The 22974-nt window shown below is 69.3% G+C and carries 26 protein-coding genes; 12 read left to right on the plus strand and 14 right to left on the minus strand.

Annotated features, from left to right (window positions below):
• Positions 1-21: 21 nt before the first annotated feature.
• The gene (locus B4E96_RS10435) at positions 22-522 is read left to right on the plus strand and encodes a GNAT family N-acetyltransferase (protein ID WP_286957473.1); all 501 of its coding nucleotides are present in this window, start codon (positions 22-24) and stop codon (positions 520-522) included.
• A gap of 95 nt (positions 523-617) precedes the next feature.
• Here the strand turns inward: B4E96_RS10435 and B4E96_RS10440 are convergent, their stop codons facing one another.
• Positions 618-1337 (minus strand): M23 family metallopeptidase, encoded by a 720-nt coding sequence (locus B4E96_RS10440; protein WP_286957474.1) that lies wholly within the window; start codon positions 1335-1337, stop codon positions 618-620.
• Between the two features lie 181 nt (positions 1338-1518).
• Here B4E96_RS10440 and B4E96_RS10445 point away from each other — a divergent pair, with 181 nt between their 5' ends.
• Together B4E96_RS10445 and B4E96_RS10450 are read left to right on the plus strand one after the other, a co-directional pair.
• Entirely contained in the window at positions 1519-2442 is a 924-nt protein-coding gene (locus B4E96_RS10445; protein ID WP_286957475.1) for a hypothetical protein, read from the plus strand.
• 101 nt (positions 2443-2543) lie between these two features.
• Complete coding sequence (locus B4E96_RS10450) at positions 2544-3368, plus strand: trimeric intracellular cation channel family protein (RefSeq protein WP_349680657.1); 825 nt, start codon at positions 2544-2546, stop codon at positions 3366-3368.
• 26 nt (positions 3369-3394) lie between these two features.
• On the opposite strand, the gene B4E96_RS10455 is transcribed toward B4E96_RS10450, so the two are convergent.
• Positions 3395-4696, minus strand: a complete 1302-nt coding sequence (locus B4E96_RS10455; protein ID WP_286957476.1) for an aspartate aminotransferase family protein — start codon at positions 4694-4696, stop codon at positions 3395-3397.
• A 70-nt stretch (positions 4697-4766) separates the two neighbouring features.
• On the opposite strand from B4E96_RS10455, the gene B4E96_RS10460 reads away from it, so the two are divergent.
• From B4E96_RS10460 to B4E96_RS10470, 3 genes are read left to right on the plus strand one after another with little or no spacing between them, the layout of a single operon-like run.
• Positions 4767-5864, plus strand: a complete 1098-nt coding sequence (locus tag B4E96_RS10460; RefSeq protein WP_286957477.1) for a phosphotransferase — start codon at positions 4767-4769, stop codon at positions 5862-5864.
• Complete coding sequence (locus tag B4E96_RS10465) at positions 5861-6511, plus strand: DUF421 domain-containing protein (RefSeq protein WP_286957478.1); 651 nt, start codon at positions 5861-5863, stop codon at positions 6509-6511. The genes B4E96_RS10460 and B4E96_RS10465 overlap by 4 nt, the downstream gene beginning before the upstream one ends.
• Positions 6508-6927, plus strand: coding sequence for a ubiquinol-cytochrome c reductase iron-sulfur subunit (locus B4E96_RS10470; protein ID WP_286957480.1), 420 nt, complete (start codon positions 6508-6510; stop codon positions 6925-6927). Before B4E96_RS10465 ends, B4E96_RS10470 begins: the two co-directional genes overlap by 4 nt.
• A 4-nt stretch (positions 6928-6931) precedes the next feature.
• Here the strand turns inward: B4E96_RS10470 and B4E96_RS10475 are convergent, their stop codons facing one another.
• From B4E96_RS10475 to B4E96_RS10500, 6 genes are read right to left on the minus strand one after another with little or no spacing between them, the layout of a single operon-like run.
• Positions 6932-7126 (minus strand): hypothetical protein, encoded by a 195-nt coding sequence (locus B4E96_RS10475; RefSeq protein WP_259794934.1) that lies wholly within the window; start codon positions 7124-7126, stop codon positions 6932-6934.
• A gap of 16 nt (positions 7127-7142) precedes the next feature.
• Complete coding sequence (locus tag B4E96_RS10480) at positions 7143-7376, minus strand: hypothetical protein (RefSeq protein WP_102162470.1); 234 nt, start codon at positions 7374-7376, stop codon at positions 7143-7145.
• 35 nt (positions 7377-7411) lie between these two features.
• Positions 7412-7867, minus strand: coding sequence for a hypothetical protein (locus B4E96_RS10485; RefSeq protein WP_259794945.1), 456 nt, complete (start codon positions 7865-7867; stop codon positions 7412-7414).
• Positions 7864-8976, minus strand: a complete 1113-nt coding sequence (locus tag B4E96_RS10490; RefSeq protein WP_286957481.1) for a serine hydrolase domain-containing protein — start codon at positions 8974-8976, stop codon at positions 7864-7866. The genes B4E96_RS10485 and B4E96_RS10490 overlap by 4 nt, the downstream gene beginning before the upstream one ends.
• A gap of 17 nt (positions 8977-8993) precedes the next feature.
• A complete protein-coding gene (locus tag B4E96_RS10495) occupies positions 8994-9557 on the minus strand; it encodes an ArsR/SmtB family transcription factor (protein WP_102162467.1) in 564 nt (187 codons plus the stop codon).
• A 55-nt stretch (positions 9558-9612) separates the two neighbouring features.
• Positions 9613-9804: a FeoB-associated Cys-rich membrane protein gene (locus tag B4E96_RS10500; protein ID WP_146004383.1), complete on the minus strand. Its 192-nt coding sequence runs from the start codon at positions 9802-9804 to the stop codon at positions 9613-9615.
• A 100-nt stretch (positions 9805-9904) separates the two neighbouring features.
• On the opposite strand from B4E96_RS10500, the gene B4E96_RS10505 reads away from it, so the two are divergent.
• The 5 genes from B4E96_RS10505 to B4E96_RS10525 all read left to right on the plus strand — a co-directional run bounded on the left by B4E96_RS10505 (position 9905) and on the right by B4E96_RS10525 (position 16758).
• A complete protein-coding gene (locus B4E96_RS10505; RefSeq protein ID WP_286957483.1) occupies positions 9905-10582 on the plus strand; it encodes a hypothetical protein in 678 nt (225 codons plus the stop codon).
• 81 nt (positions 10583-10663) lie between these two features.
• A complete protein-coding gene (locus tag B4E96_RS10510) occupies positions 10664-11071 on the plus strand; it encodes an acyl-CoA thioesterase (RefSeq protein WP_102162540.1) in 408 nt (135 codons plus the stop codon).
• 104 nt (positions 11072-11175) lie between these two features.
• Positions 11176-13947 carry a trehalose-phosphatase gene (gene otsB, locus B4E96_RS10515; protein WP_286957484.1) on the plus strand — a complete coding sequence of 924 codons (2772 nt, stop codon included), beginning with the start codon at positions 11176-11178 and terminating at the stop codon, positions 13945-13947.
• Between the two features lie 158 nt (positions 13948-14105).
• Complete coding sequence (gene erm, locus B4E96_RS10520; protein ID WP_259794985.1) at positions 14106-14972, plus strand: 23S ribosomal RNA methyltransferase Erm; 867 nt, start codon at positions 14106-14108, stop codon at positions 14970-14972.
• Between the two features lie 142 nt (positions 14973-15114).
• Entirely contained in the window at positions 15115-16758 is a 1644-nt protein-coding gene (locus tag B4E96_RS10525; protein WP_286957485.1) for an HNH endonuclease, read from the plus strand.
• Between the two features lie 27 nt (positions 16759-16785).
• On the opposite strand, the gene B4E96_RS10530 is transcribed toward B4E96_RS10525, so the two are convergent.
• From B4E96_RS10530 to B4E96_RS10545, 4 genes are all read right to left on the minus strand, one after another.
• Positions 16786-17298, minus strand: coding sequence for a GNAT family N-acetyltransferase (locus tag B4E96_RS10530; RefSeq protein WP_259794988.1), 513 nt, complete (start codon positions 17296-17298; stop codon positions 16786-16788).
• A 123-nt stretch (positions 17299-17421) separates the two neighbouring features.
• Positions 17422-18711 carry a sensor histidine kinase gene (locus B4E96_RS10535; protein ID WP_286957486.1) on the minus strand — a complete coding sequence of 430 codons (1290 nt, stop codon included), beginning with the start codon at positions 18709-18711 and terminating at the stop codon, positions 17422-17424.
• A gap of 8 nt (positions 18712-18719) precedes the next feature.
• Complete coding sequence (locus tag B4E96_RS10540) at positions 18720-19634, minus strand: response regulator transcription factor (RefSeq protein ID WP_286957487.1); 915 nt, start codon at positions 19632-19634, stop codon at positions 18720-18722.
• 100 nt (positions 19635-19734) lie between these two features.
• Positions 19735-20349, minus strand: a complete 615-nt coding sequence (locus B4E96_RS10545) for a hypothetical protein (protein ID WP_286957489.1) — start codon at positions 20347-20349, stop codon at positions 19735-19737.
• 68 nt (positions 20350-20417) lie between these two features.
• Between B4E96_RS10545 and B4E96_RS10550 the strand changes: the two genes are divergently transcribed.
• Entirely contained in the window at positions 20418-20693 is a 276-nt protein-coding gene (locus B4E96_RS10550) for a DUF3021 family protein (protein ID WP_286957490.1), read from the plus strand.
• Between the two features lie 64 nt (positions 20694-20757).
• Here the strand turns inward: B4E96_RS10550 and B4E96_RS10555 are convergent, their stop codons facing one another.
• Together B4E96_RS10555 and B4E96_RS10560 are read right to left on the minus strand one after the other, a co-directional pair.
• Entirely contained in the window at positions 20758-21360 is a 603-nt protein-coding gene (locus tag B4E96_RS10555) for a methylated-DNA--[protein]-cysteine S-methyltransferase (protein ID WP_286957491.1), read from the minus strand.
• On the minus strand, positions 21357-22868 hold the full coding sequence (locus tag B4E96_RS10560) for a DNA-3-methyladenine glycosylase 2 family protein (RefSeq protein WP_286957492.1): 1512 nt from the start codon (positions 22866-22868) through the stop codon (positions 21357-21359). The genes B4E96_RS10555 and B4E96_RS10560 overlap by 4 nt, the downstream gene beginning before the upstream one ends.
• Positions 22869-22974 lie beyond the last annotated feature (106 nt).

Genomic DNA, 22974 nt, shown 5'->3' on the forward strand with positions numbered 1-22974 from the left:
CAGGCGTGCGACACTGATGCCATGACCGAGTCGCTCACCCGCCTGACCACTCGCGATGGTGCAGAGTTCACCGTCCGTCGCGCCAGCGCAGGAGACCTTCCAGCGATCGTCGCGCTGCTCGCCGACGACCCGCTCGGGCAGTCACGCGAGTCCGCTACTGTCGATGACGCTTACCGGCAGGCCTTCGACGCTGTCGATGCCGACCCCGGTCAGCTCCTCCTCGTGATCGAAACTCCTGGCCCCGCGCCCGAGGTGGTGGGCACCTGCCAGCTGACCTTCATTCCCGGCATCTCCCGGCACGGCATGCTGCGTGCCCAGATCGAAGCCGTGCGCATCCGCGCCGACCACAGGGGACAGGGCCTGGGCACGGCGCTGTTCACGTGGGCGATCGCCCACGCCCGCTCCCGCGGCTGTGGTCTCGTTCAGCTCACCACCGATCGCTCCCGCACCGGCGCCCACCGCTTCTACGACCGCCTCGGCTTCACCGCCAGCCACACCGGTTACAAGCTGCTGCTCACCTGAACCCGGCCATCTCGTCTCCAGACACGACCGCGCCCGAGGCGGGTCCCACCTCGGGCGCGGGTCTCATGCACACAGCGTGCGCGGATATGTGCAGGTTACGGGGTGACCGGCGCATCGGAGCCGGCGTTGACGCCCTTGCGCTTAAGCCAGTCGTGCGGATCGATGAACCCGGTGTTCGTCGCGGACGTCCACTTCGCGCCGTTCGGCTCATCGCTGTTGACCATGACACCGAAGTGCAGGTGCGGGCCGGTGCTGTTGCCGGTGTTGCCGGCCTTGCCGACGACCGAACCGGCCTTGACCTTGTCACCGGGCTTGACGTCGACCTCGCTCAGGTGGCCGTAGTAGCTGTACATCTCATCACCGCCGATCTCGCCGTGTTTGACGACGACACCGTTGCCGGTGTGGTGCTTGAGCGCGGAGCTCGGGCTCGTGTCGCCGACCTTCTTGCCGGTCTCGACGCGCAGCACCTCGCCATCGGTCACCGCGGTGATCGGGGTGCCGGTGGCCACCCCGTAATCGGTGCCGAGGTGGAAGGAGTCGCTGCGTGGGCCGAACACGCTGGTCGGGGCGCCGGCACCGGCCGGCACCGGTGAGCTGTAGGTGCGTTCGGCGGCCTGTTCGGCTGACTGCTCGGCGACCGTTCCCGAGGCGGTGGTCGCCTCGGCGGCGTGGGCGGCGGCAGGGGAGAGCCCACCGGCGAGCAGGCCGATGCCTGCAGCGGTGCCAACTGCTGCGGCGAGAAAGGTGCGGCGGCGCTGGGTCGGCGCCGTGGTCGAGGGGGTTGTGGTCGAGGGGGCGGGGATTGCGGAGGACATGGATCCACCTTTCTGACGACTTGGGATCTGTGCGTTCTCCGACCGGCCGTGGGTGACCGGCCATGACCCACACAAGCAAGCGAAGCTGGAATATCAGTCAGCCGGACCTCAGAGTTCCCTGGCCGGACAGCCTGGTCGGACAGTCTGCCCGGGTTCCTGGCAGCGGCCTAGCCTCAGAGGCATGCGCATCTTCACCGACGCCGATATCCGCACCCACCTGACCCCGCGCCTGGCCGTCGACACGATGTGCGCCGCGCTCGCCGCCGATGGACGAGACGAGCTCGCCTGCCCGCCCCGGCTGCGCGCATCGCTGCAGGCGGCCGGCCTCGATGCTGGCACCCTCGTCATCACAGCCGGTGCGACCACCACGCATCTGGGCTACCGGTCCTATGTGCGCGACCGGCAGCTTCCCGGTGGCGCAGAAGAAGAGCAGCTCGTCACGGCCTTCAACCGGGAGACCGGAGCGCTCGAGGCGATCGCGGTGGGCTCCCTGCTCGGCAACCGCCGCACCGGCGCGCTCGGCGGTGCGGCCGCCCGCTATGTCGCAGGCGATGGCCCGCACCGGGTCGCACTCATCGGCGCCGGCCGGCAGGCCGCCCAGCAGCTGTGGGCGCTGCGCGCAGTCGTCGGGATCGAGGACATGCGCATCTACGCGCCGACCCCGCAGCGCCGCGCAGCTCTGGCCGAGCACGCCGCTACCAGCTACGGCATGACCGTCACCGCCGTTGAGACCGCCGAGGAGGCGGTGCGTGAGGCGAGCATTATCGTCCTCGCCACCCGCGCCACCAGCCCCGTCATCGACACCAGCTGGCTTGCCGAGGACTGTCTCATCTCCACGCTCGGCCCGGCCGCCGCCTCGGGCTCGGAGATCCCTGACGACCTGCTCACCGGCGCCTACGTCGTCACCGACGCACGCGACCAGCACCTGGCCGACCCAGAGGCGCTGCTGCCGCCCGGCGGGGCCGAGGCGATCATCCCGCTCGGCCAGATCGCCAACAACGAGGTCCGCCCGCGCACCGACGGCCGCCGCGTCTACCTCTCCCGCGGCTTAGCCGGCACCGAGGTCGCCCTCCTCACCGCGCTCGCCGACGCCGTCGACGGCTGAGTACCGACTTTCCAGATCGTTCGACGCCCCCGACCACGTCCCCGCGGGGACGCAGGAGCAGCCGGTGACCGAGCATGTGACGCGTGACGTAGGCTGAGGCCGTGAACGTCTCAGTCGCACTGTTCGTCCTGGAGCTCGTGGGCGTCTTCGCCTTCGCGATCTCGGGCAATCTGCTGGCCGCGCGCAAGGACTTCGACATCACCGGCGGGGTGGTGCTCGGCTACCTTGCCAGCCTGGGCGGCGGCATCATCCGCGATGTCGTACTCGGGGAGGTGCCGACCTCCCTGCGCGAGCCGATCTACCTGCTCATCCCGCTGCTGGCCGCCCTCCTCGTCTACTTCATCGGCCGGCACACCGAACGCGCTCGCCTGCCGATCGTCATCTTCGACGCCGCCGGCCTCGCGCTGTTCTGCACCACCGGCACGATCATCGCCTTGGAGCACGGCATGAACGTCTACGGGTCGATCATGCTCGGCATCATCACCGCCGTCGGCGGCGGGCTGATGCGCGATGTCGTCGCCAACGAGATCCCGGCCGTGTTCTCCGGCTCCGAGCTCTACATCATCCCCGCCTTCTGCGGTGCACTGCTGGCAGCACTCGGCCAGCAGACGAGCATCTGGAACGTGTGGGTGACGATTGCCGCCGCCAGCGTCGTCTTCGCCTTTCGGCTCACCGCCTGGCTCCGCGGCTGGCGGGCCCCAGGCAGCATCCGCGGATGGAGCTACCGCGGGGTGGGCGCCGGCATGAAGCGCACCGCCTCAGCCTTCCGCGCACCGGTGCGCCGGGCCAAGGAAACCGCCCGAGAGGTCGCCCGCGAGGTCATCGACGAGGTCACCTCCGAGGACACCACCGCCTCGAAAACGGACACCGCGCCCGAGGCGGGGGAGACCGGCGACGATGGCCGCCCGCCCAGTGCCGGCAGGTGACGTCCCCGCGGGGACGTGTCGCCGGATCAGCTCAGCTCGTCGAGCGTGTCGTCGAGCGCTGTGAAGAACACCTCGGCCTCGGGCTCATCGAAGACCAGCGGCGGGCGGATCTTGAGCACATCGGCGCCCGGTCCCGAGGCGGAGATGAGCACCCGGCGTTGGCGCAGCCCGTTGACGATCGCCGCAGCGGCCTCAGCCGGTGGCCGCGCAGCGGACCCGCGCACATCGACACCGACGAACAGCCCGGCCGCCCGCACATCCCCGAGCAGGTCGGTGCGCCCGGCACGAACGGCTAAGCCGTCGGCGAGCACCTGCCCGAGCTGCTCTGCATGCCGGGCCAGCAGCGACCCGGTGACGACATCGAGGACTGCCTGGGCTGCCGCGATGCACACCGGATTGCCGCCGAAGGTGTTGAAATAGCGCACACTCGCGCCGAACGCATCGGAGATCTCCCGCCGGCTGACGACCGCGGAGATCGGCATCCCGTTGCCCATCGGCTTGCCGAGCACCACGAGATCCGGCTCCATGCCGTGCCGGGAGAACCCCCACATCGTACCGGTGCGCCCGAACCCGTCCTGCACCTCATCGGCGATGACACACCCGCCGAAGGCCCGCACCACATCTGCAGCAGCGGCTAAGCCGCCCACCGGTTCGGGCAGCACCCCATCAGAGGAGAAGATCGAATCGAAGATCACCGCAGCCACCCCGTGCCCGCGCGCCTCCAGATCGGCAGCTGCCGCCCGCACCTCAGCGGCCAGCGTCTCCACGCTCATCCCCGGACGCATGTCGACTATCGCCACCGCCTCGGCGATGGGATTGTTGACCCCCAGGCTCGGCGACAGGCTCGCTGCCAGCGCCGTTGTGCCGTGGTAGGCGTTGGCGGAGATGATGACACCCTCACGACCGGTGGCGAACCGGGCCATCCGGACCGCCAGGTCCACCGCCTCGGACCCGGAGCAGGCATAGGTGACCTGGTCCAGCGCCGCCGGGAAGGTCGCCAGCAGGGCCTCGGAGTAGTCGAGGATCCCCTCGGTCAGATACCGGGTGTGCGTGTTGAGCCGGCCCAGCTGCCGGGTCACCGCCTCGGTCACGGCCGGATGCGCATGCCCGATCGCCGGGACGTTGTTGTACATGTCCAGGTGCGGGCGGCCGTCCGAGTCGTACAGCCACGCGCCCTCGGCGCGCACGACCTCGACCGGCTCCCGGTAGAACAGCCGGTAGCTGGCCGAGAGCACGGCCTCGCGCCGGGTGAGCAGCTCGGCGGTGCGAGCCGGCACCTCGGGGACGGATTCGGGATCGAAGGCGTTGGCCATGTGCATCTGCGCCATGAACCCAGCGTCCCACATCCGCGGCCCGGATGGTGCAGATTCCTCACGCCCGACCCGATACCCTGAGCGTATGAACCGGCCGCTGCACACGCTCACCGCCGCGGAGCTCACCGACATCTGCCGCACGCATTTCGGTCTCGACGCCGAGGTCGGCGAGTTCCTGCCCGGCGAGATCGCCATCAACGTGCGCTTGCGCGCCGCCGGCCGCGACTACGTGCTCAAGGCCGAATACCCCACCCGCACGATGGGCCCAGGCCACATCGACTGGATCACCCGCGTGCAGGAGACCGCTGCCCGGGCCGGCCTGCCGGTCGCCGGCCAGACCCCGGCCCGGACGGACGCCGCCGCCGAGGCGGGGGTCGCCGAGGCGGGACTCACCCGGGCGGGGGAGGAGCACCGGCCGTTCGCCGCCAGCGTCGACGTCCCCGCGGGGACGCAGCCAGCACTCATGCGCATCCAGGAGTACCTGCCCGGCCGGGTCGCTGCCGGCGCGCAGCTGCCCGAGGACTACCCCGCCCAGGTGGGCCGGACGGCAGCCGAGGTGGTCAGCGCACTGGCGGGCATGGCCGGGGAACCCGGCCCCATGGTGCACCCGTGGTCGTTCGAGACCACCGGTGCCAACGTCCTGTTCGCCTGTCAGCGCATCGCCAGCCTCGAAGCCGCCGGCCAGGTTGCAGCCGAGGTCAGCGGCCAGCTCTCCGGCGACCTCGCCCTCGCCCGGGCGGCCGCGCAGCGCTTCGAGACGGACATCGTCCCGCAGCTGGACGGGCTTGAGAGGCAGGTCGTCCACCAGGACCTCAACGACTTCAATCTGCTCGTCGGCGACGGGAAGATCACCGGGATCATCGACTTCGGCGATGCGCGCACCGCCCCACGGGTGGCCGAGCTGGCGATCGCTGCGGCCTATACGATGCTCGGCACGGACCGGCCGCTGACAGCGCTGCGCCAGGCCGTGGCCGCCTATCAGACTGCTGCCGCCGGCACGCCCGCCGAGCTGACGGAAACCGAGCTCGGCCTCATCGAGCACGCCGCGTTCACCCGGCTGTGCCTCAATGCCTGCATCTGGACCTCCCGCACACTCACCGCCCGGGCCGATGATCCGCGCGCCGCCTACGGACGGGAGCGGATGAAGCGCACCTGGCCGGTGCTGCGCGAGGTGCTCTCATGACGCCACCGGACGGCTGGCGGGCAGCGCTGGTCGAGACGCTGGGCATCGAGCTGTGGCGGATCCCGATCGTCATCGCCTCTGCGATCCTCATCTACTTCGTCTTCGTCATCCTGCTGCGGATCTTCGGCGCCCGCATCCTCTCCGGCATCACGAGCTTCGACGCCGTGGTCGTCATCATGATCGGTGCGGTCGCCGGCCGTGTCATCATCGGCCACCCGCCGACGGTGGCAGCCGGGGCGATCGGGCTGGTGACGCTCATGTGCATGGAGGCGCTGTTCGGGTCGCTGCGCGGTCTGCTGCCGATGCACCGGGCGCTGAACAACCAGCCGATCCTCGTCGTCGCCCACGGCGCGATGCTCACCCGGGTCATGCGGCGCGTGCACGTCAGCCCCGATGACGTGCAGATCGCCATCCGCAAGGCAGGGCTGGGCCGGCTGCAGGATGCCCAATGTGTCATCCTGGAGCCGAGCGGAGCGCTCAGCGTCATCCCCGTCGGCACCCCGGTCGACCGGACGATGATGCAGGGAGTGGACGAGGCCAACGAGCTGCGCGGGAACTGGACGAGCCCCGGCGGGCGCAGCCGCCTCGTCGTCGAGGACACCGTCACCCCACAGGGGGAGAGCACGACAGGAGAAGGAAACGCATGAGCAACGAGATGAGCCGCAGGCGCATGGTGCAGCTGTCAGCCCTGGCCGGAGGAGCCGCCAGCATCGGCGGCACCGCAGCGCTGTCAGGCTGCTCGGGCACCGACGACGATGTCGTCGAGCCCTCGACAGTGGCCGCCGCCGAGGTGCCGGTCGGCTCAGGTGTCGTCGTCGACGACCGCTATGTCGTCGCCCAGCCGACGGAGGGCGATTTCCACGCCTTCAACGCGATCTGCCCGCACCAGGGCTGCTTGGTGCAGACGGTGACCGAAGAGGAGATCATCTGCCCGTGCCACAGCTCCCGGTTCGATCCGAAGACCGGCGAGCCGCTCTCCGGGCCGGCCGAAACCGGCTTAGCCGCCGCGCAGATCAAGCAGTCCGGTGACGAGCTGAGGATCAGCATGACCGAAGACGCCTGAGGCACTAGCACGAACCGCTGGTCTTCGAGGCGGCGGCGAGGCCCATCGCCGCACTCACAGGCAGCGCGAAGGCGATGCCGAGCGGGATGCTGAGATCCATGATGACCAGCGCGATGATGAGGCCGACGACCAGGCCGACGACCGCGTTGACGGCGATCGAGAGGTGGGAAGAGGGCCTCTTCTTCTGCGGGGCTGACATGGCACACTCCTTCGTTCTACGGCGACAGGAAATCCTCGCTGGCGGAGGCCGGTTTCCTCGCACGGCGGACCAGCCAGCCGATTGCCACGCCGATGACGGCGCCTGCGATCATCCCGATGACGGCCCCGGCCATGAGGTCCGCGCCCATGAGCTCTGCGATGACGATCCCGAGCACGATGCCGATGCCCTCGCCGATGGCAAACGCGACGAACGGGAACTGCTTCTGCGGTTTCTGCTGCGGTGCGGGCATGGACGACTCCCTTGCTGTGTGGTGACGGTGGGGTTTCAGCGCTGGGCCATGACGACCGAGGCGACCACGGCAGCGATGACGAGCAGCGTGAACGTCACTTCGGTCACGGCTGAGCCGATGTCAGAACGCCGGTGGCCGGGCCTGAGCCACGGCAGCTGCGGGCCGATGCGCGCGGCCTCGAACGCGGCGACCACGACGACCAGCGCCGCTGGAACCCAGACGATAAGCGCCCAGACCGGCATGCTGATGAGCAGCCACTGCATGATGAACACGGTGACCGCAGCGATGATACCGACGACGAGGCCGACCCGCGACACCGGCACCGCGGGAGCTTCCGGCACTAAGGCGCCCACCGCCTCGTGCCCGGTTGCTGCCCCTGTCTGGGAGACCGCCCGGGAGACTGCCCGGCGCGCCTGGAGCACCCGCCACAGGGCCGAACCGGCGTAGGCGACGATGAGGACGAGGAAGAAGACGACGGCGATCGGGTTCATGATGCGTCCTTCCCGCCGATGAGCGTGCTGAGCGCGTCGTCGACGTCGCGGGTGGTGTCGGAGAGGACGATGAGCCCATCGCCCTCGGGCGTGTAGCCGACGATCGCGCTGTATCCGCCGGTGCCGCCGTTGTGGTAGATGACGTGGGGTTCGCTGCCCTCGGGCAGGCGCATCATCCAGCCGAAGCCGATCTCACGGTCCTCCTCCAGCAGCGCCTGCCGGGTGGTGGCCAGTTCGCTGCCGGCCAGATCCGTGCCCATGACCGCCTGCACGTAGCGGGCCATATCGGCAGCCGTTGACCGGATGCCGCCGGCCGGGGCGCTTCCGTTGAGCGTCCACGCCGAGGCGGGCACGCCGCCTGCCGCGTATCCGTGCGGCGCGTCGTCGGCTAAGCCGTCGCGGGTGACGGGCAGATAGGTGTCATCCATGCCGAGCGGATCGAAGATCCGCTCCTCAAGCAGCGTCGCGTAGTCAGTGCCGGCGGCCTCGGCGAGGGCGATGCCGAGCAGCGCGACCCCGTAGTTCGAGTAGGAGGCATCGCCGGCCTCCGGGTCGACCGGGGTCGGGGTGTCGATCTCCCGCAGCCCGGCCAGCAGCTCGGACTCGGACTTGCGGTAGGGGTCGGTGTGCAGCACCCGGCTCACGAGTGAGTCGAGCAGCCCGCCGGGTTCGAGCCGCGGCAGCCCCGAGGTGTGTGTCGACAGCTGCATGAGCGTGACCTCGGTTGCCGCTCCGGCTGCGGAGTCGAGCAGCTCACCCAGCGTCGTCTCGGGTGCCACCTCACCCTTCTCGATCGCCTGGGCGAGCAGCACGCCGGTGAAGCTCTTCGTCACCGAGCCGATCTCGAACTCAGTGTGCTCATCGGCACCGAAACCGGCGAAGCGCGGCTCGGGATCGCCCGCGTTCAGCTGCGCGATCGCGACATGGTGGCGGTTGTGGGAGCCGAGCGCGTCGATGACGTCCTGTCCGAGGGCCGCATCACCGGTCGCGGCCCCGAGGCGCGGGAACAGCGGTGAGAACGCCGTGAGCACGAGCGCGGTCGCCAGCGCTGCTGCCGCCGGCCACAGCCAGCGGCGACACGGGGGAGAGGGGGTGGTCGAGTGAGCCATGGGGCCTCCGTTGCTGCTCAGCCGAGGGCGGCGAGGATGATCGTGAGGACGGGCACGAGTCGGTGGGCGGGGATCCGCCACTGCCCGCGGTGGGGTGATTCGAGCCAGCCGGCGCTCGCCAGCTGCTGCAGGTGGTGGTAGATCTGCCCGGTCGAGCCGAAGACGCCGAGTTCGGACAGCCCCGCGACCGAGGTGGTGCCGCGGTGGATCTCCTGCAGCAGTCCCAGCCGCACCGGGTGCCCGAGCGCGTCGAGACTGCCGGCAGCGGTGGTGAAGTCGAGGCTGTCGAAATGGGCGGCCGGCCGGCCGTACTGCCACGACACGGGACCGGCAGCCGTCTGCGGCAGGTCCCCGGCGAAGACGATCCCGCCACCGGCGCCGGCCTGCTCCTGCAGTCCCTTCAGCGCCCACATCGGGTCAGCGTTCGCAGAATCCTGCGGTGTGCGTGTGCCCTGAGGTACGTCTGCGGTCACCGCGCCCGAGGCGGTGGTCGCCTCTTCCTCGCTGGCCTGCTGGGCTTCGAGGGCGGCGATGCGGTCCTCGAGGGCGCGCAGCCGCTCATCAAGCGTGGGATCGTCCATACCCACAGTTATACAAGAAATACGGAATTATCAAAAGGCCAGAGTTTCGGGTGGTTCAGCGGCGGGTGCTGCGGCGCCACACCCACCACACGACAGCGGCGACGATGATGAGGATGCCGATGGTGGCGAACTGCGTCCACAGCGGCATCCCGCGCACATTCAGCAGCCCGGCCAGCAGCAGCGCACCGACGATGATGAGCACGATCGACCACACAGGGTTCGGGACAAAAGACGGACGGCGAGTCATGCCGCCAGACTAGGCCGGCCGGGCTGGGGCCGATACCGGCACGAGATGAACACCTGGCCACATCTGCGCCTCGAGCGCAGGCGGCTACACTTGTGCGGTGATGTCTGATACCCCCGCAGGAACCCCCGAGCCCGACGAGACTGCCAGCACGGAAGCAACGCAGAGCCCCGCCGAGATCCGCGCCGGCCAGTCCGCTCGCGGCACGTGGATGTTCGCCCGCGGTGCCGCGGCCTTCATCTTCGGCATCGTCACCGTCTTCTTCCCCCGCGAGCAGATCGGCGGGCCCGCTCAGCTCGCCCTGCGCGTCGACACCGCCGACTACCTGCTCATCGGCTACCTCGTCGTCCAGGGTCTGCTCATCCTCGGCTTCGCCCGCGCCGTCACCACCTCCGCCCGCACCCCGGTGCTCGGCCAGGCGGTCATCGTCATCCCGGCGATCATCTTCCTGTTCCTCGCCGAACAGCCCGGCCAGCTGCGCGCCGCCGTCGCAGTGTGGGCGCTGCTGCACGCCGCCTGCGAACTGTGGCTGTGGTCGCTGGTGCGCAGCCTGCCGAGCTCCTCGGACTTCCTCATCGTCGGCGGCATCCACGCCCTCATCGGCATCATCATCGCCTTCGGCGACGATATGGGAGCACTGACCGTCATCGGCTTCACCGGCGCCGGCATGCTCGCCTCCGGCGTGCTCTACATGCTCGGCGGCTACTCCCGCCGCTCCCAGGCCCGCCGCACCACCGCCTCGGGACCGGCCACCGACCCCGCCGCGAACCCCGATGCCTAGACTGGGCACATGAGCGACGCGACCAATCCCCTGCTCGGCACCGACGAATCCACTGCCCGCGACGAGGCCGGCCGCCCGGCGATGAACTTCCACACCCGCAAATGGGTGCGGCCCGAAGACCTCAACGCCAACGGCACCCTGTTCGGCGGCTCGCTGCTGCGCTGGATCGACGACGAAGCCGTCGTCTACGCGATGATCCAGCTGGGCAACCAGCGGATCGTGACGAAGTTCATCTCCGAGATCAACTTCCTCGCCTCCGCCACCCAGGGCGACATCATCGAGATCGGGCTGGTGGCCGTGAAGTTCGGGCGCACCTCCCTGACGATGCGCTGCCAGGTCCGCAACATCATCACCGGGGAGATCATCCTCTCGATCGACAAGATCGTCTTCGTCGGCCTCGACGAGCACGGCCAGCCCGTCGAACACGGCTACGACACCGTCACCTACGAACGCGACCGCTTCCCCGACCATCTGCTCGGCAGGCGCTGAGCCACCGGTCGCAGGCGGCCGTTCGCCTGGGGCCGGGCAAGCCACTACACTGAATGCGCTTTGCCCGCCGGGCGCCCCCGCACCACCTGCACCACGAGGACACCATGACCGCATCTCTCGACCTGCTCGACTCCTGGGATCCCGCAGCCCCGACCTCGGGCCCGCTCGGCGACCTCGCCGAGGCCGCCCGCACCCTTGATGCCGAGCTGTTCGCAGAGATCGTCCGACTGGCCCGGACTCCCAAGCTGCTCATCGCCACCGACTACGACGGCACCATCGCCCCGATCGTCGAGAAGCCCACCCACGCCTACCCGCTGCCCATCAGCCTCATCAGCATGCGTGCGCTCGCCGCCCTGCCCGACACCAACGCTGCCGTCATCTCCGGCCGGTCCCTGCGCGACCTCGCAGCGATGTCGCGGCTGCCGCGCGAGGTCCACCTCGTCGGCTCCCACGGCTCCGAGACCGACATCGACGCGATCGACGCCCTCGACGCTGAGGCCACCGCAGCGCTGAAGGATCTGCAGCAGTCGGTGGCCTCCCTGGCGCGGATGGTGCCCGAGGCGCAGTTCGAGCTCAAACCCACCGGTGTGGCTGTGCACCTGCGCGGCCTCGACCCCGATGCCCGCGCCGTCGTCGAAGCCGGCATCACGCAGATGGCTCGGCACGTCGCCGTGTCCGTCGTCCGCGGCAAAGAGGTCGCCGACCTCACCGTCGTCGAATCCACCAAGGGCGAGGCGCTGAATGGGCTGCGCAAACGCCTCGGAGCGGCCGCGGTCGTCTACATCGGCGACGACACCTCAGATGAGCGGGCTCTGGAGACTCTGACGACCACCGACCTGGGCATCACGGTCGCCCCGCTCGACTGCCGCAAGGCCGTCTCCGGGCGCCCCTGCGTCGACACCGCCGCAGGCTTCCAGCTCGCCGACCCCGAGACCGTTTCGCTCGTGCTCTCGAGCATCTTCGAGCTGCGTCGCTCCTGGCTGTTCGGCCAGACCGCCGTGCCGATCGAACGGCACTCGATACTCGCCAACGGGCAGTCGACCGCGCTCATCGACCCCGGCGGCCGGATCTGCTGGATGCCGCACCCACTGCCCCACTCGGCCTCCCTGTTCTCCGAGATCCTCGGCTCAGCAGCCGCCGGCTACTACTCGGTCGCCCCAGCCACCGCCTCGGGCGCGGATGCCCGCAAGCAGAAGTCGCTGACCCAGCGCTATCAGCGCGACACCACCATCGTCGAGACCCGGTGGGCGGGGCTGACCGCCCGCGACTACCTCGCCCCGGTGTCCGAGGACAGCCTCGACACCGTGCTCGTGCGCGTGCTCACCGGCGACGCCGAGGCAGAGATCCGCTTCGCCCCGCGCCCGGACTTCGGCTCGTACCCGATCCGGCTGGAGAAGGTCGGCGACGGTGTGCGGGTGCTCGGCACCTCGGAGCCGGTGATGCTCCACGCTCCCGGCGTCGACTTCGACATCATCAGCGAAGACGGCTCCGACACCGCCGTGGCCCGCGTCGTGCCGACCACGCAGGAGCGCGCCAAGCTCGTGCTGGTGCTCGTGTGCGGCGGGTCGTTCGCCGATACCGACTACCTGCTCGCCGGCGGGGAGTCCTTCGTGCGTCGGCGCGCGGCCGGCTACTGGCGCAACTGGGTCGCCGGCCTCACCCTGCCCGAACTCAAGACCGACGAGGTCACCCGCTCGGCGATCACCCTGCGCGCCCTGTGCCACGTGCCCACTGGCGGCGTGCTCGCCGCCGCGACCTCCTCCCTGCCTGAGGGGATCGGCGGCATCCGCAACTGGGACTACCGCTACTGCTGGCTGCGCGACGGCTCGATGACCGTGCGCACCTTGCTGAGCCTGGGCTCCACCGCCGAGGCGGAGGGCTTCCTGGCATGGCTGGCCGGGATCCTGGAGATGACGGTCGGGCCAGAGCAGCTGCATCCCCTCTACGCCGTCGACGGCTCAGCGCTCACGACCGAGGCAGTGCTGGAGCATCTGCCCGGCTATGCCGGCTCCCGGCCGGTGCGGGTGGGCAACGCCGCTGAACACCAGGTGCAGCTCGATGTGTTCGGCCCGGTCACCGAGCTGCTCGATGACTTCACCGCGGCCGTCGGCACGCTGTCGGAGGAGAACTGGAAGCTCACCTGCGATATGGTCACCGCCGTTGAGCGCCGCTGGCACGAACCCGACCACGGCATCTGGGAGGCCCGCCGGGCCCCGAAGCACAACGTGTACACCAAGGTGATGTGCTGGGTGACCGTCGACCGCGCGATCCGCATCGCCGAGCGGTTCAGCCGCACGATGCCCGGGGCGTGGCGACGGCTGCGCGAAACCATCGCCGAGGACGTCATCACCCGCGGCTGGAACGAGAAGGTCGGCGCCTACACAGTGGCCTACGGCGAGGACGACCTCGACGCGGCCTGCCTGTTCGTCGGGCTCTCCGGCCTGCTGCCGGCAGACGATGAGCGGTTCATCGCCACCGTCGACGCGATCGAACGCGACCTGCGGGTCGGGCCGACGGTGTTCCGCTACCACTACGACGACGGGCTGCCCGGGCTCGAGGGCGGCTTCCACATCTGCACCACCTGGCTCATCGAGGCCTTCATCAAGGTCGGGCGGATCGCCGATGCCCGTGATCTGTTCCGGCGGCTCGACAACCTCATGGGGCCCACCGGCCTGTTCCCCGAGGAGTACGAGCCGGTCGCCGAACAGCACCTGGGCAACCACCCGCAGGCCTACTCGCACCTGGGCTACATCCGGGTTGCCCAGCAGCTCGACGAGCTGTTCGATGTGGCCTCGGATGCCGAACTCGACGACGGCCTCGACGAAGTCGACATCGACACCACCGCCTCGGGACCGGTATCATCAGTGTCATCATGATGTCAGCAACTGAGGCTATCGTTTGGGGCCGTCTCCGCTTCTGAGTGGCGGACCCTTCTTCGAATTCCCCATTCCCAGGTTTCGCCGCTTAGCTGTGACCAGCCGGGCGGAGACATTGTGCTGCCCGGACGCCAGACTTCTTCGGAGCGTCCCACATCATGCCCACGTATCGTGGCGGCCGTCATGAGCACGGCCAGAACTACCTCATCGACTCACACACCATCACCACCCTCATCGGCGCCGTCGCCGAATCCCGCGGACCGATCATCGAGATCGGGCCCGGGCGCGGCGCCCTGACCCACCGGCTCGCCGCGCTCGGCCGGCCTCTCACTGCCGTGGAGATCGACCCGCGCAACGCCGCCGCGCTGCGCCGCGAGCTCACCGCACCCAGCGGCGGGCCGCCGGTCGAGATCGTCACCGCCGACTTCCTGCGCTGGCATCTGCCGGCCGGCAGATGCGTCATCGTCGGCAATCTGCCGTACCACCTGACGACGGCGATGCTGCGCCACATCCTGCCGATCCCGCACTGGCAGGAGGCGGTGCTCCTCGTGCAGTGGGAGGTCGCCCGGCGCCGGGCCGGGGTGGGCGGTGCCTCGATGATGACCGCCCAATGGTGGCCGTGGATCGACTTCACGCTGCTCGGCCGGGTGCCGCGCAGCGCCTTCCGGCCGATGCCGAGCGTCGACGGCGGGATGCTGCGGATGACTCGGCGCGCTGCGCCCCTGCTCGCCGAAAGCGACCGGCGGGCCTACCGCGGGTTCGTCCACGCGGTGTTCACCGGCCGCGGGCGCGGACTGCCCGAGATCCTCAGCCGGACCGTCGGGCAGCGCGCCCGTCAGGCGGTCAAGGGCTGGCTGGCGCGTGAGGGCCTCGGCGCGAGCACCCTGCCCAAGGACCTGTCGGCTGAGCAGTGGGCTGGCCTCTACGCGCTGGTCGCTGGCTGTGGCTGGTCACCGCGTGGCGGCACCGGTTCCCAAGGCGACCGTTCCCGAGGTGGCCGTTCCCGAGGTGGTGGCCGCCGCTGAGCTGACTGGCCGGCGGGTTCCCCGCTCGCCATCATCGCCCCAGGTCAGCCCACGATGTCAGTGCCGGAGTCTAGCGTGGATGTACGTATCGAATGGGCAGGTGACTGCCCGGTGACAGGGGACCGTGATGGCGATGACGGATATGACCGAGACGGACGAGACCGATACCGCGACCGGCAGAGCAACCGGGGCCGATGAGCTCGGCGCACGGCTGAGCACGATCGAGGGCTTTCCCTCCCTGGGGGTGGCCGGTGAGGATCCGGATGCCCTCGTGCTCGCCGTCAAACAGGCGATTGCGCACGTCTCGCAGTGTCAGGCCAGGCTGCTGGCGCTGCTCGACGAGGTCGAGCGCAGCCGCATCTGGGAAGGCTGGATCGGCATCCGCAGCCTGGCGCACTGGGTGTCATTCGTGTGCGAAGTGCAGGTGCACACCGCACGCGAATACCTGCGCGTCATGCGCGCGCTGCGCAAGCTGCCGGAGGTGGCCTCGCTGTTCGCCGTCGGACGGGTCTCGTATTCGAAGGTCCGGGCGATCACCCGGGTCGCCGATCGCATCGACCGCAGGCGAGCGGCCGAGATCGTCGTCCTCGCCACCGCCGAGCAGCTGTCGAAGATGGTGAGCACGTACTCACTGCTCGTCAAGCACGACGAGCGGCAGGAGCTGATCAGCGGGGACAAGGACCGGTTCACCGTCCTGCCGAACGGGCAGGGGCGGGCACGGATCCTCATCGACGTGCCCGAGACCGAGGCCGCGGAGATCCTCGCTGCGGTCAACGCCGCCCATGACCGGCTCGTCCGCGAGCAGGCCGAAGCCGCCACGGAAGCAGCCGCTGCCGGGGAACCGGAGGCACCGGAGAACCCCAGCAGCGTCCACGCCGACGGCTTCCCCACCCAAGCCGAGGCGCTGATGGAGCTCGTGCGCTGCGGCTCCGATGCAGCCAACGGCTCACGCACCGATGCGGCTCGCGCGACGATGGTCGTCCACGTCTCACCCGACACCCTCGCGCAGGCCCAGGCGCAGGCGCAGATACAGGCGAAGCTGCAGGCACAGCCGGTACCCGACGATGCCGGAGACGTCCCCGCGGGGACGTCTGCAGCAGAGCAGAAGAGCTACGTCGACGGGTACGGGGCGATCTCTGCGGAGTCGTCTGCCCGGCTGGCGTGCACCTCGGCGATCATCGGTGCCGCACTCGACCGATTCGGTGACGTGCTGGTGCTCGGGCGGACGAAGCGGCTGGCGAGCTCTCGACAGCGTCTGGCCCTCAGCGTTCGGGACCTGGGACTGTGCCAGTTCCCCGGCTGCGGCAGACGCCGCCGGTTGGAGGCGCACCACCGCCAGCCTTGGTCGGAAGGAGGGCCGACTGACCTCGACAACCTCATCCTGCTGTGCCGCTCCCACCACATCGCCGTGCATGAGCACCACCTGCGCATCGCCCGCACCGATGCACCGCACTCCGGGGCCCGGCAGGGAAGCACCGGGTTCGTCTTCCTCACCGAAGACGGCCGGGATGTCGGCAAGTTCGAAACCCATCTGCTCCTGGCACCCCCAGGACACACGCAGGACACCATCGACTGGACGCCGTCGGAGCACCCGCCCGACGACCTCGACGAGGTCACCGAGGTCATGTCAGAGCCGCTGAATCTCACGGCCTGCCCGTTCGAGCAGCTCTACGGACCTGATCGCATCAGCACCTTCGGCGGCGGTTACGGCTTCAATCTCGCAGAGTGCGTCTCCTGGCTCTTCGACGTGGAGAAACCACAGGATGACCTCGGCTTAGCCGCCTAGTCAGGATGCTCTCCCACCGCGTCTGCTCTAGGGCTGCGTGTCGTAGGTGACCCAGTTCGTCTGAACTGCCAACTGGTCGTACAGCGACCGGGCAGTAGAGTTGTCTTCGGCGGTGATCCACCGGACGACCGAGCAGCTCTGTGCGCGCGCTTCGGCGCGGATCTGGTCGATGAGCGCGCTGCCGGCGCCGAGCCCGCGGGCCTCGGGAGCGGTGAAGAGATCATCGAGCCACAACCCGACCGAACCCGTCGAAGGGCGGGCGAACCGGCGGAAATGCCCGATCCCCACAATCGACTCACCTCGTCTGCCTGCGGATTCGGCTGAATCGGTGAGAGCCACCAGCCCGCGCAGCTCATGGCCCTCATCGTTGAGCCACGCCCACACCCGGTCGACGACCGACTCATCAGGAGTGAGCCGGTAGAAGTCCCGGTAGGCAGCGAACAGCTGCCGCCACTGCGGCTCGTCCGCCTCAGCCACCTCTCGAACACGCACACGGGGCGCGCGATCGCCATTGGTGTACTCGTCTGCTGTCATGCTCATGGTGCCTCCTCTGTGCTGTCCAGGCGAGACGTCTCCGTGCCGACGCCCCCGCTCAGACGTCCCCGCGGGGACGTCACTGACCCGCCCCGGGCACGGCGCTTCGCCCACCTCGGGCCCGGCGCTTCAGCCCACCTCGGGCAGCGCGCCGGTATGGGTTTTGACGATCTCCTCCTCAACCCGCGCCTCGGGGAAGACGACTTCGGTGACCGCCCCGCCGTCTGGAGCATTGCGGAACAGCAGGTGCATGCCCAGCAGCTTCGCCTGGCCCTGGGCGATGACGAGTCCCAGGCCCATGCCGCCGCCGCCGGAGGAGACGAACCGGGTCGGGCCCGAGGCGAGGATATCGGCCGGATACCCGGATCCGGCATCGCTGACGATGACCGAGCTCTGGGTCGTCCGCACCACGATCGGCGCCTTGCCGTGACGCACGGAGTTGACGATGAGGTTGGAGATGATGCGTTCGAAGCGCCGCTGATCGGTCATCACCGTCCGCCCGTCGGAATCGCAGACCACCTCGATCTCCTGGCCGGTCAGAGCACCGGAGCCCTGCAGCGTCGAGACGAGCGAGCGGATGGAGTTGTCGACGTTCATCGGCGCAATCGACGGGGTCGCCCGCCCCGCATCCAAGCGCGAGACCTCCAGCAGGTCCTCGACGAGCACCTGCAGCCGGCTCACCCGCTCCTTGACGAGTTCAGCAGGACGGGAATCCTCCTCCAGCAGGTTCGCCGCATTCACCAGACCGGTGAGCGGCGTGCGCATCTCATGTGCGAGGTCAGCGGTGAATCGCTGTTCGGAGTCCAGTCGTTCGACCAGCCGTGACACGGCGGTGTCGGCAGCTTCAGCGAAGGCGGCGACCTCATCATCACCAGCCTCGATGACGTCCGAGATCCGCACCGAGGTGTCCCCGCCGGCGATCTTGCGGGCCGCCTGCGCGCCGAGCGTCAGGCGCCTGGAGATCTGCCCGGCAGCCAGCGAACCGATGCCGCCGATGACGACGGCTGCGCCGATCATCCCGAGCAGGATCGCCCGGTCGATCTCGTTGAGCAGGTTCTGTGACTCCTCCGTCGAGTTGCGCACGGATATGACCGCAGTGTGCGATCCGACCTGGATCGGCGCGGCCGCCCACATCGTCTCCTGCCAGTCGACCGTCGAGCGGATCGTGACGCTTTCGCCCTTGCGGGCGGCAGTCTGCGCCTCATCGGGAAGCTCGGGGTCGTCGACGGTGGCGTTGAGGGTCAGCACACCGGTGTCGGAGTAGATCGAGATCGCGTCTTCGAGCTGGTCGGAGACCCGCTGTCGCATCCGGTCGTCCTCGGCAGCCGCCGCGGACGACCGCACGATGACACCGCAGGACAGCACCGCGATGATGACGGAGACGACGATGAGGAGCACGATCTTCCACCTGAGGGACACGCGCGCCCCTACCCGGCGAACCTGTAGCCGAAGCCGCGCACCGTCTCGATCATCCGCGCGCCGATCTTCTTGCGCAGCCGCTGGATGTGGACATCTACAACCCGCGAATCACCGGCCCACTCGTATCCCCACACGGTGTAGGCGATCTTCTCCCGCGAGTACACATGTCCCGGCTCCTCGGTCAGCAGGAGCAGCACCCGCAGCTCGGTCGGCGTCAGATGCACCTCCTTGTCATCGACGAGCACGGTCAGCCGTGCGCTGTCGAGCACCAGCGAACCCAGCCGCGTGCGGTAGTGCCCGCGGTCAGCGGCATCCGTGCCCGAGGCGGGGGTCGCCTGGCCGGTGCGGGACCCGGCTGCAGCGGCCTGGGCGGCAGGTGCGGCAACGGAAGCGGGGGACGATTCGGCAGCTGCGGTGTGCGAACCCGGGTTCGACAGTCCCGGTGAGGGACCGAGCACCTCGGGAATCCCGTCGAGGCCGACGGTCGTGCCGACATCGCTGCCGGCCTTCTCGGCCGGCGGGCCGATCTCGTCGGGGGAGAAGCCCATCGGCTCGTTGCCGGCGGTGATGAACCGGCGCACCACGGCGCGGATGCGGGCGTTGAGGACCTGCATGTCGAAGGGTTTGATGAGGTAGTCATCGGCGCCGGCCTCAAGAGACTGGACGATATCGATCGGCTCAGAGCGGGCGGAGATGATGATGATCGGCACGGTCGACTTCTCGCGGATCGCCCGGCAGATCGACGCGCCGTTCATCGTCGGCAGCATGAGGTCGAGCAGCACCACGTCAGCGCCGTGGGAGGCGACGAACTCGTAGCCGTCGCGGCCGTCTTCGAACGCGCTGACGGTGTAGCCGAAGCGCTCCAGAGAGATCTGTGTGGTCTCGCGGATGACCTCATCGTCTTCGACCAGCACGATATGCATGAGGGACCTCGTTTCGCTGCATATGAATCGCGGTACTGAAGGGGTGTGCAATACAGCTTAACGGGGCGGGCCCCTGACTGCGGGTCTCAGACGGGATGAGTCACTTCCCGCCGTCGCGGCTGATCCGCTGCCCGCCCTCGAACCGGCCGTCATGATACCGGTACACGCGCACCGACCAGCCTGAGGGACAGCAGCGCTTGTCGCCGTCGCGATACAGCGACTCCTGGGCCACGAGCGTACCGCCCTGCCCGGGGGTGAGCGTCAGGTCTGTGCCGGAGACGACGAGCTTGACCGCAGGCTTGCCGTCCTCATTCCCCACGACGAGCCCGGCGAAGCGCTGGTCGTCGCGCGGCGTGGTCACCCGGGCGATCTGGTACTTCGTCTCTCCGACCATGAGCGGTTCGCCCAGGGTCAGGCAGTCGGTGCAGTACAGCAGGGTCTCAAGCACCTGGGCATGCGCGGCGTCGGCGGCCAGTGTGGCGTCATCGACGGCGGCCTCCCGGATCTCATCGGCAGAGAACGGCTCGTCGACAGGCAGGTTCTCCGACGGCCGGGTGGCGCTGGGCACCGGCTGGCCGCTGGGGCTTTCGACGCGCAGCCCACCGTCGGGACTGCAGCCGGTGAGCAGGAAGACACCGGCGCTCAGCACCGCGGCTGCGCGCACGCCGCTGCTGCGCATCCAGGCTGCGGGGCTGGCGGGTGTTCGTCCTGTCATGTCACTAGTGTGCCAGGCTGTGCCCGGCCTCGCCCGCCGCAGGCGCACCGAGTAGAATGGCGGGCACTATGGCTCATCAACAGGACTCCCACTCCCCGGCATACCCGTCGAACACGACCGTGAGCTACAAGGACTCGTTCATGTTCGGCGCCGTCGCCGCTGGCATCGTCCTCATCTCGACGATCTTCTTCACCGCCGCGTGGTCCAGCCTCAAGGCGATCGGCCTCGTCGGCCTCTACACCGTCATCACGTTCATCGTCGTCTTCGGCGTGACCGCGCTGCTCAACTGGATCAGCACCCGCAAGGACGACCGCGATCAGAAGTCCTTCCCGGTTCTGAAGTAGCGCGTGTGCGCACACATCAGGCGTCCACCGGCCCCGAGGCGGTGGGCGCCTGATGCGTGTGACCTCACGTCCGGGAGACCGGATGCGACTCTCGCGCAAGCAGCGACTGCTTGATGTGCGTCCCCCACGCGAACCCGCCCAGACTGCCGCCACCGCGCAGAACGCGGTGGCAGGGGACGAAGAGCGCTGCGGCGTTGCGGGCGCAGACGGATGCAGCTGCGCGCGCCGCGGTCGGCCTGCGCAGTGCTGTCGCGAACTCCGTGTAGCTCATGGTCGCACCGGCAGGAAGGTCCCGCAGCAGCTTCCATCCGCTCTGCTGCAGGGCGGTGCCCGGCTGCAGGACCGGCACCGCCCTCACAGCATCCCAGTCGCCGCTGTAGTACGCCTCGACTGCTGCCGCCGCCCGCGCCAGCCCGGCAGACGCGGCTTGTGTCAGCCGGGCAGATGCGGCCGGTTCGAGCATGGACTCGCCGCGTGCTGCTGGGGCGATGCTGGTCGGTCGCTGATGCGGGCCGATCCGCAGAACGAGTCCGTCGGGATCATCGGTCCAGCCCGAGGCGAGCACGTGTCCGTTGGCAGCGCACACGATTGTGAACAGACCGTCTGGGGTGGCAATGGTCTGCACGGCGGCGGTTCGAGCCGGGGATGTGGGAGGGACTGAAGTCATGAGCTGGTCTCCTTGCTGGTGTGGGGTGTGGGCGAGCTGTGCCGAGCTTCCGGACTCGGCGCATTCCACAGATGCGCGGTGAGGTAGCTGCGCCATGGGGCGAGGGCAGCCGCCCATGCCGAGAGTGCCTGCGGGGCGGTGGGCAGGCCGGCCCTGGCTGCCCCTGCTCGCACCGCACTGTCACCGGGCAGGAAGACATCGGGATCGCCGAGCACGCGCATGCGGACATAGTCTGCCGTCCACGGGCCGATGCCCGGCTGGGCGAGCAGGGCTGTGCGCTGCTCGGCCCCGTCATCGGCGCTGCTGAGCAGCAGCGACCCCTCGGCGAGGGCACCGGCGGCGTGGGTGATGGCGTGGATGCGCGCCCGCGGTCCGCGCAGGATCTCCGCGCCGTGCGCAGCGATCGCCGTCATGGTGGGAAACATCAGGTCCGGCTCCCCAGCCGGAGTGTCGATCCGGTCTCCCAGGTTCGCCACGAGTGCGGTTGTGGCGGTGCGCGCTGAGGCGACGGAGATCTGCTGGCCGATCATCGTGCGGATGAGCATCTCGTGCGCATCAGCGGCGCCGGGACTGCGGATGCCGGGGGTGCGCGTCACAAGTGGGGCCACCTCCGGCTGGCCGGAGAGCGCTGCGTCCACAGCACGCGGGTCGGCATCGAGGTCGAAGAGACGCCGGACCGTCGTCACCAGCAGGCCCAGATCGCCGAATTGCGTCACCTGTGCCCGCATCCGCACGCCGCCGGAGCTGCCGGGCTCTGCGCGGACTTCGAACCACGCCGGTCCGCCGGGCAGCCTGAGCGTGCGGGCATAGCGCGTGGTTCCCGCGCTCTCCATCCCGGCCACCGCGCGGGCGGCCAGCCACCCGAAGACGCCGCGCGCATCGAAGGGCTCGCGTGCCGGCAGCGCGACGTCGATCGACCCGGGCGCCGGCGGATCATCGCGGCGGCGCTTGCGCAGCTGGCCGGGCGTCATGCCGAAGATCTCGCGGATCGTGTCGTTGTACTGGCGGAGGCTGCTGAACCCGGCGGAGAAGGCGACCTCGGAGACGGTGAGGTCGGTGCCGGTGAGCAGCAGCCGGGCGGTGTGAGCGCGCTGCGCTCGGGCCAGCGCGAGCGGTCCGGCTCCGAGCTCAGCTGTGAGCAGACGCGTGAGATGTCGCGTGGAGTAGCCCAGCCGCGTGGCGAGTCCATCGACGCCGTCGCGGTCGACGACGCCGTCGGCGATCAGCCGCATGGCTCGTGCGGCGACATCGCTGCGCAGGTTCCATTCCGGCGAACCGGGGGCCGCCTCGGGAAGGCAGCGCTTGCATGCCCGGAACCCGGCCTCGTGAGCGGCCGCGCTCGTGAGGAAGAACGCGACGTTCGACCGCTTCGGAGTGCGCGCCGGGCACGACGGCCGGCAGTAGATGCCCGTCGTGCGCACCGCGACGATGAACTGGCCGTCGAAGCGGCGGTCCCGCGCGGCGACGGCGCTGTAGCGCTCGTCGAAACCTGTCAGCGAGGTGGTCATGACCTCAGCTTGGCATGGTTCACGGCAGAGAACTCGCGGAAATCGGACATCACCGTGAACCGTCACGCACCGACACCACCACCCGGACATTGAAAGATTCAGGCGA

The organism is Brevibacterium sp. UBA7493, from assembly GCF_002479565.1.
Taxonomy (GTDB): domain Bacteria; phylum Actinomycetota; class Actinomycetes; order Actinomycetales; family Brevibacteriaceae; genus Brevibacterium; species Brevibacterium luteolum.

Coding starts and splice junctions, on each gene's coding strand:
- B4E96_RS10560 (WP_286957492.1), bottom strand. CDS start 22,868: ATGACCACCTCGCTGACAGGTTTCGACGAGCGCTACAGCGCCGTCGCC.
- B4E96_RS10455 (WP_286957476.1), bottom strand. CDS start 4,696: ATGGCGCAGATGCACATGGCCAACGCCTTCGATCCCGAATCCGTCCCC.
- B4E96_RS10435 (WP_286957473.1), top strand. CDS start 22: ATGACCGAGTCGCTCACCCGCCTGACCACTCGCGATGGTGCAGAGTTC.
- B4E96_RS10480 (WP_102162470.1), bottom strand. CDS start 7,376: ATGCCCGCACCGCAGCAGAAACCGCAGAAGCAGTTCCCGTTCGTCGCG.
- otsB (WP_286957484.1), top strand. CDS start 11,176: ATGACCGCATCTCTCGACCTGCTCGACTCCTGGGATCCCGCAGCCCCG.
- B4E96_RS10445 (WP_286957475.1), top strand. CDS start 1,519: ATGCGCATCTTCACCGACGCCGATATCCGCACCCACCTGACCCCGCGC.
- B4E96_RS10550 (WP_286957490.1), top strand. CDS start 20,418: ATGGCTCATCAACAGGACTCCCACTCCCCGGCATACCCGTCGAACACG.
- B4E96_RS10495 (WP_102162467.1), bottom strand. CDS start 9,557: ATGGACGATCCCACGCTTGATGAGCGGCTGCGCGCCCTCGAGGACCGC.
- B4E96_RS10555 (WP_286957491.1), bottom strand. CDS start 21,360: ATGACTTCAGTCCCTCCCACATCCCCGGCTCGAACCGCCGCCGTGCAG.
- B4E96_RS10525 (WP_286957485.1), top strand. CDS start 15,115: ATGACCGAGACGGACGAGACCGATACCGCGACCGGCAGAGCAACCGGG.
- B4E96_RS10530 (WP_259794988.1), bottom strand. CDS start 17,298: ATGAGCATGACAGCAGACGAGTACACCAATGGCGATCGCGCGCCCCGT.
- B4E96_RS10505 (WP_286957483.1), top strand. CDS start 9,905: ATGTCTGATACCCCCGCAGGAACCCCCGAGCCCGACGAGACTGCCAGC.
- B4E96_RS10500 (WP_146004383.1), bottom strand. CDS start 9,804: ATGACTCGCCGTCCGTCTTTTGTCCCGAACCCTGTGTGGTCGATCGTG.
- B4E96_RS10440 (WP_286957474.1), bottom strand. CDS start 1,337: ATGTCCTCCGCAATCCCCGCCCCCTCGACCACAACCCCCTCGACCACG.
- B4E96_RS10470 (WP_286957480.1), top strand. CDS start 6,508: ATGAGCAACGAGATGAGCCGCAGGCGCATGGTGCAGCTGTCAGCCCTG.
- B4E96_RS10465 (WP_286957478.1), top strand. CDS start 5,861: ATGACGCCACCGGACGGCTGGCGGGCAGCGCTGGTCGAGACGCTGGGC.
- B4E96_RS10460 (WP_286957477.1), top strand. CDS start 4,767: ATGAACCGGCCGCTGCACACGCTCACCGCCGCGGAGCTCACCGACATC.
- B4E96_RS10485 (WP_259794945.1), bottom strand. CDS start 7,867: ATGAACCCGATCGCCGTCGTCTTCTTCCTCGTCCTCATCGTCGCCTAC.
- B4E96_RS10510 (WP_102162540.1), top strand. CDS start 10,664: ATGAACTTCCACACCCGCAAATGGGTGCGGCCCGAAGACCTCAACGCC.
- B4E96_RS10475 (WP_259794934.1), bottom strand. CDS start 7,126: ATGTCAGCCCCGCAGAAGAAGAGGCCCTCTTCCCACCTCTCGATCGCC.
- erm (WP_259794985.1), top strand. CDS start 14,106: ATGCCCACGTATCGTGGCGGCCGTCATGAGCACGGCCAGAACTACCTC.
- B4E96_RS10490 (WP_286957481.1), bottom strand. CDS start 8,976: ATGGCTCACTCGACCACCCCCTCTCCCCCGTGTCGCCGCTGGCTGTGG.
- B4E96_RS10545 (WP_286957489.1), bottom strand. CDS start 20,349: ATGACAGGACGAACACCCGCCAGCCCCGCAGCCTGGATGCGCAGCAGC.
- B4E96_RS10540 (WP_286957487.1), bottom strand. CDS start 19,634: ATGCATATCGTGCTGGTCGAAGACGATGAGGTCATCCGCGAGACCACA.